This window comes from Pseudoalteromonas sp. NZS11_1 (genome assembly GCF_015864275.1).
Lineage (GTDB): Bacteria > Pseudomonadota > Gammaproteobacteria > Enterobacterales > Alteromonadaceae > Pseudoalteromonas > Pseudoalteromonas arctica.
This window is the reverse complement of sequence record NZ_JADYXK010000003.1, coordinates 201,165-216,138: the sequence shown is the minus strand read 5'-3', so window position 1 is coordinate 216,138 and position 14,974 is coordinate 201,165. Positions and strand designations below refer to the sequence as shown.

Here is a 14,974-nt window from a genome sequence, read left to right as displayed (position 1 = left end):
TGACGGCTAAGAATATGATATCAAATAGTTTATGAACCACTTTACCTTGTTGGCGAGGATCATCGATTGATTCGAAATATTTAAATAGCTGAGTATCAAGCATGAGAACGCTCCTTGAAAAAAGGAGTATAAGATCATACTTTTAAGTCAAGGTAAAGTTCGTGATCTTGCCCTGAAGGAATTGGTAAAAAACTATTAACCAAATTAGAAGGGAAAATATCCCTTTAATAGCAGTAGATAACAATCAGGGCGCTATGCGCCCTGATTAAATTGTTTTAATGCATCGCTTAAGTGTTTTTTAGCAAAGTTGATTTCAATAGGTGTTGTTAAAAGTGGGTAGCAAAGTCCGCCGAGTATCAAAAACGGGATTAATATCCAACCTTTAAATACCGTGAATATTAAAAATAGTGGACTTAGTAATATTAATTTAATAATACGCAGTAACACTTTATCAGTTGGCGATAACATACTTAACGAAAGTGCTATCACGTCTTGGCGCTTGCGTACTTTTAGATGTTTAAGCTCATCTAATTGGCTTGAAAAAAATGTAAACATATCAAATCGACTTTTTAATTAATAAACGGCCAATAACTATAATAAATAGTGTTAGTGAGAAAATCCCAAATATAATTTCCATCCAAGCAGGCATGCTCAAACCAACAAACTGCCAATCTATATTTCCACAATCCCCGGTCGCCTGAAAAAAGCTAGGTATCCATTCATGTAACGGCATAAACGACGGGAAGTTTGGTTCAAACTCACAGCTAAATGCAAAAGGGTCTGTGGTGGTTTGCATATCAATATGCTCGCGAGCAATTAAATATCCCCAAACACTCGATACACCCCAAATTACATACGCTAATATACGAACTGCTTTGCTCTGTGGTTTAGTCGAACCTACAATTCCTGCGCCTAATAGACCCAGTACGGCTGTACGTTGATATATGCACATTATGCAAGGCGCCAATCCCATTTGGTATTGAAAGAAAAGGGCGGTCACTTCAAGTAAAAAAACGATAGCTGTAAATAAAAGCCACGGGGTACGTTGGGTGGGTAATTGCGCAAGCCAGTTCATAAAAATTCCGCGTTTAAATAAGACGTTAGATTATGACCTAGGATAATGTATGCGGCAACAAAAAGGAAAAAAAAGCTACCGAAGTCGCTTTTTATAAGATGAAATTATTGACCACTCAATGCAGCCTCAGCAGAGGCTACATGACGCTCTACTTAGTTCCCATTGATACATAAGCTTAGTTATATCGCTTACTTATACAACATTGGTACATTGCCTAATCAATTCTTTAAAGTTGCGGTTAGAACACTCTGTTGCATAGGTGTTCCTTTTTAATGTACTTATGTGTTTTAAGTTGATTCAGTTAGGTATGGTGTAAATAAAATATCAATAATTACAATGTACCTACAATGAATATTGCTCTGTATATTTATACATTGTAGCGATATTAGAGAAACCTAAATTTTATTATTTATTAATCTTTAATTTCTACTCATTTGCTTATTAATATACCTGACTTTACTTGTTAGTTATGCTTCGTCTGGTACAATCAGTCAGTTATTCGTGTAAAACGATGAGTGTTGATTAATTCGAGTGGGAACTGGATGAGAATTTTTAAAGCGAAAAGCCCAGCAGGATTTGCTGAAGAATATATAGTTGAATCTATTTGGAACGGCGATTTCCCTCCAGGTTCAATTCTACCTGCCGAGCGAGAACTTTCAGAGTTAATTGGTGTAACAAGAACGACCTTGAGAGAAGTATTACAGCGTTTAGCACGTGATGGTTGGTTAACAATTCAGCATGGTAAACCAACAAAAGTAAATAACTTTTGGGAGACGTCTGGCTTAAATATTCTTGAAACACTAGCGCGCTTAGATGAAGACAAGATGCCAGAGCTGACAGATCAGCTTTTATCTGCACGTACTAATATTAGTGCTATTTATACACGTGCTGCAATTAAGTTAAATCCTGAACGTGTAATTGAAATTTTATCACAAAGTCATGAGCTAGAAGATACTGCGCAGGCATTTGCTGACTACGATTACAAAGTTCATCACGAATTAGCCGTTGCGGGTAATAACCGTATTTATGTATTAATACTCAACGGTTTTAGAGGTTTTTATTCAAAGATTGGTTGTCATTACTTCTCTGATGCCGGAACTCGTGAACTTGCTCGTCAGTTTTATAAAGATTTAACAATCTTGGCAGAAAATAAAGAGCACGATGGTGCTATTTCGATGATGCGTAAATACGGTCATCAAACAGGTGAGATTTGGCAAAAAATTCGAGGCGATATGCCCTCAGATATAATGGATTAAATTTAAACGAGAAACCTGCATTTGCAGGTTTTTTTGTAGCTGTAAAAATTAATACCGCATTATATGAATTTTTAAACAATTTAATGTATTAAGCTTTCTTCAGTAACGTCAAAAGTTCTATCTAATTACAACGCAATTTACACTTCAAAATAGACCTATTATTCAAGCAGATTAGTGCAAGTTGTAAGTGTTCGTTATTTTCGATTGCTCACATCGTTAAATGCGATTGTTCTTTTGTAGTGAATAACTTTAGAATGCCAATTAATTATATGTGTGCGCTATTGGTTTTTAATTTTTAGCGCCCATATAAGTACCAGCATTGCGAAAGCAATTGAAAACAAACTCAAAATATTTGGAGAATAAAATGGGTGTATTAGTAGGCCGCCAGGCACCAGACTTTACCGCTGCAGCTGTTCTTGGTAACGGTGAAATTGTAGATAGCTATAACCTTCATGAAACAATTAAAGGTAAAAAAGCAGTTATCTTCTTTTACCCACTAGATTTCACGTTTGTATGCCCTTCTGAACTTATTGCATTTGATAAGCGTTTTGAAGAGTTTCAAAAGCGTGGCGTAGAAGTAATTGGTGTTTCTATCGATTCACAATTCTCACATAACGCATGGCGTAACACTGCTGTTGCAGACGGCGGTATTGGTAAAGTTCAATACGCACTAGTTGCAGATGTTAAACACGAAATTTGTAAAGCGTATGACGTTGAGCATCCAGAAGCAGGTGTTGCATTTCGTGGTTCATTCTTAATCGACGAAGAAGGCAATGTACGTCACCAAGTAGTGAACGATTTACCACTAGGTCGTAACATCGACGAAATGCTTCGCATGGTTGACGCGCTAGCGTTCCACACTGAACACGGTGAAGTATGTCCTGCTGGTTGGACTGAAGGCAAAAAAGGTATGGACGCAAGCCCTGAAGGCGTTGCTAAGTTCTTATCTGAAAACGAAGGCGAGCTATAATTTAGCCCTTAGTTTTAAATAAAAAAACCGCCAATTGGCGGTTTTTTTGTGTCTTTTATTTAGAAAGAAAAGCTTACTTTAGTGTACTAGTAGCGGCCACGAGGATTATGCACAGCTGATGCATAACCGTATAAATCGCCATCGCCATCACCAATTGCAAATGGTGGCTCTTCATCAAATAAGTTATTAACACCTAAAGATATTTTAGCTGATTCAGTAATACGGTACGACGTTTGTAAATCAACAAGCGTTTGCGAGTCAATCATACGTGAAGTATTGCTATCAAAGTCTAAATTGCCATCAAAGTCGATATCAGGCGTATCTTCAAATTCACCTACATAACTGATATTTACATTGGTGTTAAACTCACCAATTTCCCAGTTGGTTGAGAAAATAAAGCGATGCTCTGGGTAGCCATATTCACCCGTGTAATCACGACCATCTTTTTCAAACTTATCTTGATATGCCCACTCTAAATTAAATTTAAGTAAACCTAAGTCATCAAGAGAGTGGTTATAGTTTGCTGAAACATCAACACCAGACACTTCTTGCGATGATAAATTTTTAAATGTGCTGTGTATTTTTTGTATTGTGCCTAAGCTTGCTCCGCCTGTAGGGGCTAAACGAACACATACGGTACTATTTTGGTTACCACATTCTGCAGCATAAATAGGACCAAATTCTTCTTCATCGATTTTGTTATCTTGAGTAATGCTCCATACATCAACACTTAAACCAAACTCAGCTGTAGGTGCCCAGATAACGCCCACGTTCCATGATTCTGACTCTTCTGCTTGTAAATCAGGGTTACCAGAGAACTCAATATTGTAATCAAGTGCTTGGCAATCTAATCCTGTTTGTTCACAGCGCTGTGTATCAACAAAAAATTGGCTTTTTTGTGATGGACCTAAGCCTATTTGCGCTAATGAAGGCGCTCTAAAGCCTTGCGCCCAAGAACCACGAACCGTTACTTCATCAGTCGGTGCCCAGCGCAGAGCTATTTTTGGATTTGTAGTTGTACCAAAGTCGCTATAATCATCGTAACGACCGGCTAATTGTAGTTCGAGGTTTTCAGCAAGTGGGATTGAGAACTCAACATATGCAGCGTATTGTTCACGATCAGCAGAAGCTGATACTGATTCAGTACCAAATATTAAGCCACGTTGAAATTGATCATCAGGGATATCATTTACATCTTCTTCACGGTGCTCAATACCGGCGGCCATCATTACAGCTTCGCCACCAAAACTAAACGCTTCACCTGTAATGTTAGCGTCAAAAGAGGTCATATGAGACTCACCGCGACGCACTAAGCTGGTTGTGATTCTGTCAATTACAGCTGGGTCGTTATATGTGCCACCGAATGGATTATAGTTACCGGCATCAATTTCTTGTTGTAAGAAATCGGTGCGTACCCAGCCTTGTGTACGATCGCCTGTTTGTAGTGATTTGCTGCGACCTTTTTGTACCGCTGTCTCCCAGCTCCAATCGTTTATTTCGCCTTTTAACCCTGCAACAAAGCGTAAGGTGTCTGACTCAATGTCCCATTGGCGAGCGCCTGCATCTACTGTACGGTAACGACCAATTTGAATGTCTTCACCAAATGGATTGTTTGGGTGATTAGCGGGTACCGTAAGGCCTGCATCTTCATCAAGTGGTGTTGGTGCACCTGCAGCGACAGAGCTGTTATGTTGAACAGCCATTTCTAAAAAGCCAGTAATGCCGTTATCAAAGCGGTATTCAAATTGTGAAATAGCGCCTACACGCTCAGATGCTGGGGCAACATATCCATATGGGCCGTAATCAAATAAACAGCTACCACTTGAAGTTGCATTTTCAGCAGGACAGGCAGGGTCGATTGTTTTAACGCCATCCACATAAAAGTAGCCTGGGAAACCACGAGATGAACGGAAATCTTCACCACCATAAGGTGCTTGGTTTGCAGTGCCAAGGCTGCCCATTTCATCAGAAGAAAGAGAGGTGTTTTTAAAGTAATCGATAATAACAGATGCACTACTTTTTTCGCTTGTTGTACCCCAAACTAGGCTTGCTGTTGTTTCTTCATAATTTGGACCATCTGTACCACCATAGCCTAGATTAATCTCAACACCATCAATATCTTTCTTTAAGATAACGTTAACTACACCCGCTACTGCATCTGAGCCATAGATAGCTGAAGCGCCATCTTTTAGTATGTCGATACGCTCAATAGCAGAAACAGGAATACTGTTAATATCTACAAATGAGTTGGTGATACCTTCAGCAAAGGCACTAATTGATACACGGCGACCATTAATTAATACCAGTGTTGCATCGGCTCCTAAGCCACGTAAGCTTACTGCAGCTGAACCGTTAGCGGTTGAATCTTGGTTGTTACCACGAGTAGAGAAAGTACCGCTACCTGCTACAGGCATTCTTTCTAGAAGTTGCTGTAAATTATCGTAACCCATGTTTTCGATTTCAGCTCTACCGATTGATTGTACCGGAGAAGGTCCTTCAATATCAGTTCGCTTAATACGAGAACCAGTAACCTGAATTCGCTCTACTTTTTTGGCTTCTTCTGCTGCGTAGGCTGTTGTTGTAAAACCTGCTGATAATGCGAGTGTTGCGCCCACAATAATGCTTGGTGTAAATGCAGTTGATTGCTTCATCCTTAAGTCCTTGTTGATATATTATAAAATTATTTGCTTAACAAGCGCAGGTATTAATATCATGTAACTTAAGTGTTATAAATTAGCTTAATTTGTGATTTAAGTATTAGTTTCAATGCCTTTTTGTGGGTTTTATGACCTTATTTATACTTTGTTTTCTAGGTGAAACTAAGCGTGAATAGGATATAGGGTTAATAATTGTTATATAGCTAGATGAAGCCATGTGTGGAATAGCTAATGATTAAAATAATTTGTAATAATTTATTTCTATAAATTAAAACTTATGTTTGTTTTTCTGCTTTTAATTTATTCAATTATGTAATACCAATTTGCGATAATACTTAATCAATTTGAGGGGGTTAAAGCTGATGCTAAAGGCATTGAAATTTTTTGATTTACGACTGCTAGATACAGGAGGTGGGGTAATGCAGGAGTAATTGCTGATAATGGCTAAGTAATACCAACCTGCATAAATCTTTGATCAATTTAACGAATTAAATTGCACTATAACGTCGTTAAAAATTTTTTATTTAGAACAACTAGATATAAAAATTTTTGCCTAGTTCTAGCGTAATTTTCTTAACGTTAAATAGACCCCATATATAAGCAGATTGGTATAACAAGTTTTGTCTTGTTATCGACACTATTTTCTTATCTCATAATAGATTACTTAGTTAAGAGAATTGGTATTATTTGAGCTTTTATATAGGTGAAATTAAAAACGCCTAATAAATTAGGCGTTTTTATTTATGCTTTATGCTTCATTAAGCGTTCTTTTTCACGCGACCAGTCTTTATCTTTACCGTCTTCGCGTTTGTCGTGTAATTTCTTACCTTTTGCCAAATGAAACTCAAGTTTTACCCAGCATTTTTTCCAGTACATCGCTGTAGCTATTAAAGAATAGCCATCGCGCTCTGTTGCACCGAATAAACGGTCAAGTTCGCGTCTGCTTAATAGCAATTTACGATAACGTAGCGGGTCGCAAATTACATGGGTCGATGCACTTATAAGTGGCTGAATTTGACTGCCAAGTAAAAATGCTTCGCCATTTTTAAGATGAATATAAGTTTCTGTGATATTTACTTTACCAGCTCGGATACTTTTAACTTCCCAGCCTTGTAGTTCAACACCCGCTTCAAACTTATCGTGTAAAAAATACTCATGTCGCGCTTTTTTGTTTAGCGCGATGGTATTACTTGTCGATTTTGATGAATTTTTCTTAGCCATAGTGCCCTATAATATACGTAATGTGAGATGTTTTACATCGATTTTTTTAATAATGCTTTTAAAAATTTAGCTTTAATTTAAGCAGCATGAAAATTTGGGGAAACGCGCAAAGCTTGCTAAAATTCGCCCACACAGTTGGGAGTGAGTATGCCACAAATAGAAAAAAGTGCGCTGGTTATGTACAGCACTAAAGAGATGTTTGATCTAGTTAATGATGTAGAAGCTTATTCACAGTTTTTACCAAATTGCTCAGACTCAAAAATTGTTTCACAGCACGATAATAACATGACCGCGAGTTTAGAAATATCTAAGGCGGGTATAAAAAAGTGGTTTACCACCGAAAACACCTTTGTTGATGAACAAACCGTGTTACTGCGCCTTGTTGATGGTCCGTTTAAGACGTTAAAAGGGCGCTGGCATTTTCAAGAGCTTGACGCTAAAGCATGTAAGGTTCATTTGCACCTAGAGTTTGAATTTTCAAGTAAGTTAATAGAGCTTGCCTTTGGAAAGATTTTTAACGATGTAGCAAAAAATATGGTGAGTGCATTTACTCAACGTGCAAAACAGGTTTATGGAGCGCGAGTATGATTAATGTTGAAGTGGTCTTTGCATTACCGACCACGGCCACGTGTTTATCAATTGAAGTGCCACAAGGGACTACAGTCGAGCAAGCTGTTATTCAGTCAGGTATTATAGAAAAGTGCCCAGAAATAGATGCCACATCGCTAACGTTAGGTGTGTGGAATCGAACTGTAAAAGCTAACTATGAATTAAAAGACGGTGACCGTATAGAAATATACCGTCCATTAATTGCAGATCCTAAAGATGCCCGCAGAAAACGTGCAGAAAAAGCAAAAGAAGAGGGGCGTGCAAATAAAATAACGGGTGGTCGCCCACTCGAAAAGTAATACCAATCGGCATAAACTTCGAACAATTTAACAGATTAAATCACACGTTAACGTCGTTTAAAATGGTAAAAGCTTTTTAAGTAAACCAATAAAAAAGGTGAGCCATGCTCACCTTTTTTACTACCTGAGACGTTTATTGCTCTAGCGGTGTAGTAAAGTTTTCAGGTTGGTCATAATCACCTGAGATTGAAACTAACTTTTCATTTTCAAAGTTAATTACTAACTCTTTATTTTGTTCGTTTTTACGGCCTTTATTAAAGCTGTAAATATAGCGCCAAGTATTGTTATCAAAGGCGTCCTCGGCAATAGGTCTACCTAATACATAAACAACTTGCTCTCGGGTCATATTTACACGAAGTTTTTCAACATCCGATTGCTCTAAAAAGTTGCCTTGTGGGATGTTAATTCGGTATACCCAGCTAGAGCAACCTGCTGCTGAGCTAAGTGTTAAAGCGACGATAAGCCAAAGAGAAAAAGTTTTTAACGACTGCATTGTTAGTTGTGATCCTTATTTTTTATAATCTGCATGATACCGATTAGTCACTGAAGGTAAAACCCTTTTAAGCAATTGTTTTATGTTAAGGGCGTTAAGGTAATGTTTTGACCACTGATAATGGAAAAAGTTTACAGCATATTGAAACGAATATTTTAAAAACTGAGTCTACTTGGTTTTTATATATAGTTGAAACACGATTTGGTCATTGGTACACAGGGATCACGACTAATGTTGAAAAACGCTTTGCAACTCATCAAGCTGGTAAAGGGGCTAAAAACCTTAGAGGAAAAGGGCCTCTTTTACTTATCCATCAACAACAAGTAGGTAATAAAAGTGAAGCAAGTAAGCTTGAGTATCAATTAAAAAAGCTCCCTAGAGCTAAAAAGGAAGCGTACGTTTCAGCGTTTAATAGCGGCGATAGTGAAAACACTTAGCTTGTTCAAATTAAGTATATTAGTTGTGAGCAAAAACTATCTTCGAATATAGTTTTTGCTCATAGCTGGCGTGTAATATTAGAGTCGCTTAGCGATGCTTTTCAAAGGTAGCTACAAGCGCATCAAGTGTTTGTGCACTGTTGGCTAAGTCGCGAATCGCTTGCTCTGTATTGATTTGTTCGCTCATTGCTTTATCGCTAATTTCGCTAATTTGCTCAATATTACGACTTACATCGGCAACCACATTACTTTGCTGCTCAGTTGCAGTCGCTATAAGCGTAGCCATATCGTTTATTTGATTTGCTGTTTCGGTTATCGTATCAAGTAATTCAACAGAGCTTTGCATTGCACCAACGCTTTGCTGAGCTTTATCTTTCGATTGGCTAATATCATTAACTACATCATCAGATATTTTTGTAAGCTCTTCAATCATAGATTGAATTTCGGTGGTTGATTGCGATGTACGGTTTGCCAGTGCACGTACTTCATCAGCAACAACAGCAAAGCCGCGTCCGTGTTCACCTGCGCGTGCAGATTCAATTGCAGCATTTAAAGCGAGTAGATTAGTTTGATCCGATATGCCTCTAATTGAGTCAACAATACTTGCAATATCAACCGTTTTTTTAGAAAGCAAAGTAACTTGCTCTGTTATGCCATCAATATCGCTGGCAAGGGCTGATATAGTTGCTTGACTTTGTAATACTTGTTTGTGACTTTGAATGGTGTTTTCGCGGCTGTTATCGGTTAACTTAGCTGTATTTGCTGCGCTTTGCGCTATTTCTTGTACTGTAGCGCCCATTTCGTTGATTGCTGCTGCGACAGATATTGTTTGCTCTTTTTGGTTGTCTATTGCTTGGGAGTTCCGTTTTGCTTGTTCAAATACATGATCAGAGCTTTTCCTAATATCGTGACTTTCGCTGGCAACTTGAGTAATCGCTGTTTCTATTTTATTTATAAACTGGTTAAAGCCGTTACTTAGATTGTTAAGCTCTGGTTGGCTCGATTCTGGTAAGCGGTACGCTAAATTTGCATCGCCTGAGCCTAGGCGTGAAAATAACTCAGCCATTTTAGAAAGTGGAGATGAAAGTGAGCGAGCAAGCAAATAACTGATTAAACTCGCAACCAATGCTGTAATTACCGTAAAAGTAAATATTTGCCATTGCAGGGTGTTTACGCTTGCGAAAACTTCACTTTTTGGCACTTGGGCTACAACATATAAATCGGTGTTTTTAATAGGCATAGCAGCTACAAGTGTCGGTTCGCCATTTAAATTAATTTCTTCTAGTGCAAAGCCATTACTATTAAATAGTTGGCTGTGAATATTTGCAGTATATAAATCATCAATGTTTGCTTTAGCTACTTTACTTGCATCTTTATGAAGCTGAATCAATCCACTTTTATCTGCAATGAATACAAAGCCTGTTTGCTCAATTTTAAATTGCTGTAATAGCTTTTGCATATCAGTGATGCTTTTTGCAAGACCTGCTAAACCAGTCCCATTAGCCTGCTGATGATTTACAAACATTTTCACATCATTGGCTGACTCTTGATAAATACTGATAGAGTAAGGTTGTTTTGATTGCTTAAAAGCAAAGAACCAGCCATCGGCTGCATCGTTTTTTAACACACGCAAAAACCCATTCTGGTTCCAGTACTGTGCAGTGTCTCTATTTGCCCAAGATGCTGTGGCTAAATCGTATTGCTGGGCAACGCGATTTAATTCTTTTAATAGTAATGTATCGTCTTGGTTGTTTGATTGAGCCCATTGTAAAATAAATTCGTTTGATGATAGTTGCTGAGCAGCACCGAGTAACTCGTTGATTTCACCGCCTATGTGATTGCTGATTGTTTGCAGTTTACTAGGGAGCTCTGACTCAATCATACGTCGCTCAATAATATCCTCTGAGCTGTGTAGGGAAGTCAAACCAATCAGTGCGGCTACGCATATAGCAATAACACTGCCTAAAGCTGTGATTTTTTGAGTTATCGAAAGATTTTGTATCGTCATGATATTAATTAATTTTACAACTAAATAGAAAAACATATTAGCACATTATTTATTTGGAACTAAATATTGGCTAAGCAGAATAGGCAAAGATACACCAGATTGATTAAAGTTTTATTAACAGGCATAAAAAAGCCCACATGCAAAAAGCATACGGGCTTGGTTTCTAACAAGCGAAACATTTATTGTTTAGGGTTAAACAATCTTTTTCATTGCTGACATGTAGCCACGTAATTTAGCACCAACTTTCTCAACTGGGTGTTCGCGCAATGCAGCGTTAATTTGAATTAATGTTTGGTTATCAACTTGGTTACTGTGCTCGCCAAGACCTTTACCGATAATGTCTGTATCAACGTTTTTCATAAAATCAGCAAGTAATGGTAAACATGCATGGTTATATAAATAACAGCCGTATTCTGCAGTATCAGAGATAGTACGGTTCATTTCAAAAAGCTTTTTACGCGCAATAGTATTGGCGATTAATGGCGTTTCGTGTAATGACTCGTAGTAAGCTGACTCTTCGATAATGCCTGCTGCTGTCATGGTTTCAAATGCAAGTTCAACACCTGCCTTAACCATTGCTACCATTAAAATACCGTTATCAAAAAATTCTTGTTCAGAGATTTCTACATCGCCAGCAGGGGTCTTTTCAAAGTTAGTTTCTGCTGTTTCTGCGCGCCATTTAAGTAAGTTTACGTCATCGTTATTCCAGTCTTCCATCATAGTGCGTGAGAAAGTGCCGTCGATGATGTCATCTTGATGCTTATTATAAAGCGGGCGCATAATTAGTTTTAGCTCTTCACTTAGTTCAAACGCTTTTACTTTTGCTGGGTTTGAAAGGCGGTCAAGCATGTTAGTAACGCCGCCGTACTTAAGTGCTTCGGTAATTACTTCCCAGCCGTATTGAATTAGTTTTGATGCATAACCCGCATCAACGCCTTTTTCTATCATTTTATCAAAACATAAAATAGAGCCAGTTTGTAACATGCCACATAAAATGGTTTGCTCGCCCATTAGGTCAGACTTAACCTCAGCAATAAATGATGATTTAAGTACACCTGCGCGATGTCCGCCAGTACCCGCTGCATACGCTTTAGCTTCTGCTAAACCAAGACCTTGAGGGTCATTTTCTGGGTGAACTGCGATCAGAGTTGGTACACCAAAACCGCGTTTGTATTCTTCACGTACTTCAGAACCAGGACACTTAGGCGCAACCATGATTACAGTAATGTCTTCACGTACTTGCATGCCTTCTTCAACAATATTAAAGCCATGAGAGTAAGCAAGGGTAGAGTCTTTTTTCATAAGTGGCATAATTGCACTTACTACAGCGGTATGTTGTTTATCTGGCGTTAAGTTAAGTACTACGTCAGCTGTAGGAATTAATTCTTCATAAGTACCAACAGTAAAACCGTTTTCAGATGCATTTAAAAATGATTGGCGACGCTCAGAAATAGCTGAAGCACGTAATGTGTAAGAAACATCTAAACCAGAGTCACGTAAGTTTAAGCCTTGGTTTAAACCTTGTGCGCCACAGCCTACAATAACTAGTTTTTTACCTTTAAGTGCGTCAACGCCATCGGCAAATTCGCCTGCGTCCATAAATTCACATTGCGCTAATTGCGCTAATTGCTCGCGTAAAGGTAAGGTATTGAAATAATTCGCCATTGTTAGTGTCCTATAAAGTCATGTTTGTTAGATGCGCAAGGTTTGTTGCGCTTACAAACACCATATGTAAAATCGTTGCTTGCGTAAAATGATATATTTGAATTAAAGTGTTTCATAATATGAAATACTGGGTTTGGCATGGATCATAAACATTTAAACTACTTTTTAGCACTGGCTAAAACACTTCATTTTGGACGCGCAAGCGAGCTTTGTCATATAAGCGCACCCACTTTGAGCCGCAATATAAAACACTTAGAAGAAGAGGTAGGTGTTGCATTATTTGTACGCGATAACCGCAGTGTTAAATTAACGCGTGAGGGTGAGTCGTTTATTGATTACGCCACAGCAACGCTTGCTAATTGGCAGCGTTTTAAAACGAATGTGAAAGACCCACAACAACATATTTACGGCAAAGTAAGTATCTATTGCTCGGTTACTGCATCTTATAGTTTTTTACATCAAATATTAGAGCAACTTCGTGCGCAGCATCAGTATATAGAAATAACATTAAATACAGGCGACCCTGCACTTGCTATAAACCGTGTGTTAGATGGGCATGAATTAATGGCTATTGCAGCTAAGCCAAATAAGTTACCGGCGCAAATTGCTTTTGTAGATATAGGGCATTCTCCACTTTTATTAATTGGACCAAAAATTCAATGCCCGATCACACAAAAACTAACGCAGAATGGTGATGACATTAATTGGTCTGATTTAGAATTTATTGTGCCAGAACAAGGTTTTTCTCGCCAAAGGTTAGAACACTGGTGGCGCAAAAATAATATTCACGGGAAAATTTACGCACAAGTTGCTGGGCACGAAGCAATGGTATCCATGGTGAGCTTAGGATTAGGTGTCGCAATGGTCCCTAAAATAGTGCTAGATAACAGCCCGCTGCAAGATAAAGTACAAATACTAACACCAAAAATGCAAGCGCCTGATGGGTTTGATATTGGTTTGGCAGTATTAAGGAAAGAGTTAAATGACCCTGCAATCAGTGCTTTGTGGAATATTGCGCAAACTTTAGATGCAAAAGCGATTTAATGCGCGCAGAGAATAAGCAAGTTAGTTAAATAGTATGAATATAGGTTGCGTATAAGTTTACTATTACTTAACATTGAGCGCTAATAACAAAAACAATGACGCTTGAGAGTTTATTTATGAACCACGCCGTATCACTTGCTCATTCTGCTCAATGCCTAAAAAAGGCGATTCCTTTGATGGTAAAATACCGAATGCCGGTTACACCCATCAACTATGCAATTTGGTACTGTTATATTCAAGGAAACAAACCTTCATTAAATGCTGAGTTAGACCATGTTATTGCTCTGCAACAAACATGTTCACAAGACAAAGCAAAAGAAATTTTTGATAAACATTTAACGCAAGACGATCTCGTTTTTTTTCAAGAAGTGACTGAAAAATTTCATACAACTATGGAGCAAGTTCAGCAAGATATAAGCACAACGCTTGATCACTCTAAAAGCTTTACGACGAGTTTAGTCGACTCACAAAATGAATTAAATATGCTTGTTGATGTAAACTCTTATAATGAGATACTAGGTTGTGTTGAGCGTTTAACTGACGATTCTATTGCAATGCAAGATTATGCTCGGGAGTTTCAGACTAAATTAGCCGTTGCCTACAATGAAATAAAAGATTTAAAAGAAGCACTCAATATTTCAAAGGAAGCAGCCGATACCGACACGCTTACGGGTTTTTATAATCGAGGTAAGTTTGATTCTGATATTGTAAACTTTTGCCTCGAATACTCAGAGCAAGCGCAAGAAGACTCTCTTGCCGTACTCATTATGTTTGATATTGATCATTTTAAGCGCTTTAACGATGATTTTGGCCATCAAAAGGGTGATGAAGTGCTTAGGCTAGTTGCTAAAAAAGTGAGAGAAAATACAACTGAAGCTGCAAATGTGTATAGATATGGTGGCGAGGAGTTTTGCATAACAGCCTACTTTGACACTATTAACGATATAATAGCATTTGCAGATTGTATTCGTTTAGCAATAGCAAAATTGGCGATTCGTAAAAAGCATGATGTAACTGCAAAACGTGCTATTTCAGCAAGTTTTGGCTTAGCAATTTTACGGCCATTTACAAATAGTTCTGTTTTAGTTGAGCGTGCAGATAGAGCCTTATACATTGCCAAAACACATGGACGAAATCGTATAGAAATAGCCCCTGATATTTAATAAGTGCCAGAGGTTTCTGATTTATTTGGGTTAAAGCCGCTCAATTTAGGGCGATTTAATCCAACTTCAGTTTTGGT

Annotated in this window: 14 protein-coding genes; 7 read left to right on the top strand and 7 right to left on the bottom strand. The window is 38.0% G+C overall.

Going from position 1 to position 14,974, the window contains the following annotated elements:
* Positions 1 to 252: 252 nt before the first annotated feature.
* Both I6F44_RS04790 and dsbB read right to left on the bottom strand, forming a co-directional pair.
* Positions 253 to 555 (bottom strand): DUF6170 family protein, encoded by a 303-nt coding sequence (locus tag I6F44_RS04790; protein WP_010553884.1) that lies wholly within the window; start codon positions 553 to 555, stop codon positions 253 to 255.
* 1 nt (position 556) lies between these two features.
* Positions 557 to 1,075 carry a disulfide bond formation protein DsbB gene (dsbB, locus tag I6F44_RS04785; RefSeq protein ID WP_007584117.1) on the bottom strand — a complete coding sequence of 173 codons (519 nt, stop codon included), beginning with the start codon at positions 1,073 to 1,075 and terminating at the stop codon, positions 557 to 559.
* 542 nt (positions 1,076 to 1,617) lie between these two features.
* Between dsbB and fadR the strand changes: the two genes are divergently transcribed.
* Positions 1,618 to 2,331, top strand: coding sequence for a fatty acid metabolism transcriptional regulator FadR (fadR, locus tag I6F44_RS04780; protein ID WP_004335692.1), 714 nt, complete (start codon positions 1,618 to 1,620; stop codon positions 2,329 to 2,331).
* Positions 2,332 to 2,695: 364 nt separating this feature from the next.
* Positions 2,696 to 3,301: a peroxiredoxin gene (locus I6F44_RS04775; protein WP_007378637.1), complete on the top strand. Its 606-nt coding sequence runs from the start codon at positions 2,696 to 2,698 to the stop codon at positions 3,299 to 3,301.
* An 86-nt stretch (positions 3,302 to 3,387) separates the two neighbouring features.
* Here the strand turns inward: I6F44_RS04775 and I6F44_RS04770 are convergent, their stop codons facing one another.
* Together I6F44_RS04770 and smpB are read right to left on the bottom strand one after the other, a co-directional pair.
* Entirely contained in the window at positions 3,388 to 5,952 is a 2,565-nt protein-coding gene (locus I6F44_RS04770; protein ID WP_197173361.1) for a TonB-dependent receptor, read from the bottom strand.
* A 747-nt stretch (positions 5,953 to 6,699) separates the two neighbouring features.
* Entirely contained in the window at positions 6,700 to 7,179 is a 480-nt protein-coding gene (gene smpB / locus I6F44_RS04765) for an SsrA-binding protein SmpB (protein ID WP_010553883.1), read from the bottom strand.
* Between the two features lie 147 nt (positions 7,180 to 7,326).
* Here smpB and I6F44_RS04760 point away from each other — a divergent pair, with 147 nt between their 5' ends.
* Positions 7,327 to 7,767 (top strand): type II toxin-antitoxin system RatA family toxin, encoded by a 441-nt coding sequence (locus I6F44_RS04760; RefSeq protein ID WP_007584120.1) that lies wholly within the window; start codon positions 7,327 to 7,329, stop codon positions 7,765 to 7,767.
* Positions 7,764 to 8,087 carry an RnfH family protein gene (locus I6F44_RS04755; protein WP_007584122.1) on the top strand — a complete coding sequence of 108 codons (324 nt, stop codon included), beginning with the start codon at positions 7,764 to 7,766 and terminating at the stop codon, positions 8,085 to 8,087. Before I6F44_RS04760 ends, I6F44_RS04755 begins: the two co-directional genes overlap by 4 nt.
* A 133-nt stretch (positions 8,088 to 8,220) precedes the next feature.
* Here the strand turns inward: I6F44_RS04755 and I6F44_RS04750 are convergent, their stop codons facing one another.
* A complete protein-coding gene (locus I6F44_RS04750; protein ID WP_004335706.1) occupies positions 8,221 to 8,580 on the bottom strand; it encodes an outer membrane protein assembly factor BamE in 360 nt (119 codons plus the stop codon).
* A 107-nt stretch (positions 8,581 to 8,687) separates the two neighbouring features.
* Here I6F44_RS04750 and I6F44_RS04745 point away from each other — a divergent pair, with 107 nt between their 5' ends.
* Positions 8,688 to 9,017 (top strand): GIY-YIG nuclease family protein, encoded by a 330-nt coding sequence (locus I6F44_RS04745; RefSeq protein WP_165736189.1) that lies wholly within the window; start codon positions 8,688 to 8,690, stop codon positions 9,015 to 9,017.
* An 88-nt stretch (positions 9,018 to 9,105) separates the two neighbouring features.
* Here I6F44_RS04745 and I6F44_RS04740 read toward each other — a convergent pair whose 3' ends face one another.
* Both I6F44_RS04740 and ilvC read right to left on the bottom strand, forming a co-directional pair.
* Entirely contained in the window at positions 9,106 to 11,025 is a 1,920-nt protein-coding gene (locus I6F44_RS04740; protein ID WP_024589916.1) for a methyl-accepting chemotaxis protein, read from the bottom strand.
* Between the two features lie 192 nt (positions 11,026 to 11,217).
* Positions 11,218 to 12,690 (bottom strand): ketol-acid reductoisomerase, encoded by a 1,473-nt coding sequence (gene ilvC, locus I6F44_RS04735; RefSeq protein ID WP_197173360.1) that lies wholly within the window; start codon positions 12,688 to 12,690, stop codon positions 11,218 to 11,220.
* Between the two features lie 138 nt (positions 12,691 to 12,828).
* Between ilvC and ilvY the strand changes: the two genes are divergently transcribed.
* On the top strand, positions 12,829 to 13,734 hold the full coding sequence (gene ilvY / locus I6F44_RS04730) for an HTH-type transcriptional activator IlvY (protein ID WP_007584128.1): 906 nt from the start codon (positions 12,829 to 12,831) through the stop codon (positions 13,732 to 13,734).
* A gap of 116 nt (positions 13,735 to 13,850) precedes the next feature.
* A complete protein-coding gene (locus tag I6F44_RS04725) occupies positions 13,851 to 14,897 on the top strand; it encodes a GGDEF domain-containing protein (RefSeq protein ID WP_197173359.1) in 1,047 nt (348 codons plus the stop codon).
* Positions 14,898 to 14,974: the final 77 nt, after the last annotated feature.

What these genes read in the sequence shown, in the direction of transcription:
- I6F44_RS04790 (WP_010553884.1), bottom strand. Translation starts at nt 555, where the DNA reads ATGTTTACATTTTTTTCAAGCCAATTAGATGAGCTTAAACATCTAAAA.
- dsbB (WP_007584117.1), bottom strand. Translation starts at nt 1,075, where the DNA reads ATGAACTGGCTTGCGCAATTACCCACCCAACGTACCCCGTGGCTTTTA.
- fadR (WP_004335692.1), top strand. Translation starts at nt 1,618, where the DNA reads ATGAGAATTTTTAAAGCGAAAAGCCCAGCAGGATTTGCTGAAGAATAT.
- I6F44_RS04775 (WP_007378637.1), top strand. Translation starts at nt 2,696, where the DNA reads ATGGGTGTATTAGTAGGCCGCCAGGCACCAGACTTTACCGCTGCAGCT.
- I6F44_RS04770 (WP_197173361.1), bottom strand. Translation starts at nt 5,952, where the DNA reads ATGAAGCAATCAACTGCATTTACACCAAGCATTATTGTGGGCGCAACA.
- smpB (WP_010553883.1), bottom strand. Translation starts at nt 7,179, where the DNA reads ATGGCTAAGAAAAATTCATCAAAATCGACAAGTAATACCATCGCGCTA.
- I6F44_RS04760 (WP_007584120.1), top strand. Translation starts at nt 7,327, where the DNA reads ATGCCACAAATAGAAAAAAGTGCGCTGGTTATGTACAGCACTAAAGAG.
- I6F44_RS04755 (WP_007584122.1), top strand. Translation starts at nt 7,764, where the DNA reads ATGATTAATGTTGAAGTGGTCTTTGCATTACCGACCACGGCCACGTGT.
- I6F44_RS04750 (WP_004335706.1), bottom strand. Translation starts at nt 8,580, where the DNA reads ATGCAGTCGTTAAAAACTTTTTCTCTTTGGCTTATCGTCGCTTTAACA.
- I6F44_RS04740 (WP_024589916.1), bottom strand. Translation starts at nt 11,025, where the DNA reads ATGACGATACAAAATCTTTCGATAACTCAAAAAATCACAGCTTTAGGC.
- ilvC (WP_197173360.1), bottom strand. Translation starts at nt 12,690, where the DNA reads ATGGCGAATTATTTCAATACCTTACCTTTACGCGAGCAATTAGCGCAA.
- ilvY (WP_007584128.1), top strand. Translation starts at nt 12,829, where the DNA reads ATGGATCATAAACATTTAAACTACTTTTTAGCACTGGCTAAAACACTT.
- I6F44_RS04725 (WP_197173359.1), top strand. Translation starts at nt 13,851, where the DNA reads ATGAACCACGCCGTATCACTTGCTCATTCTGCTCAATGCCTAAAAAAG.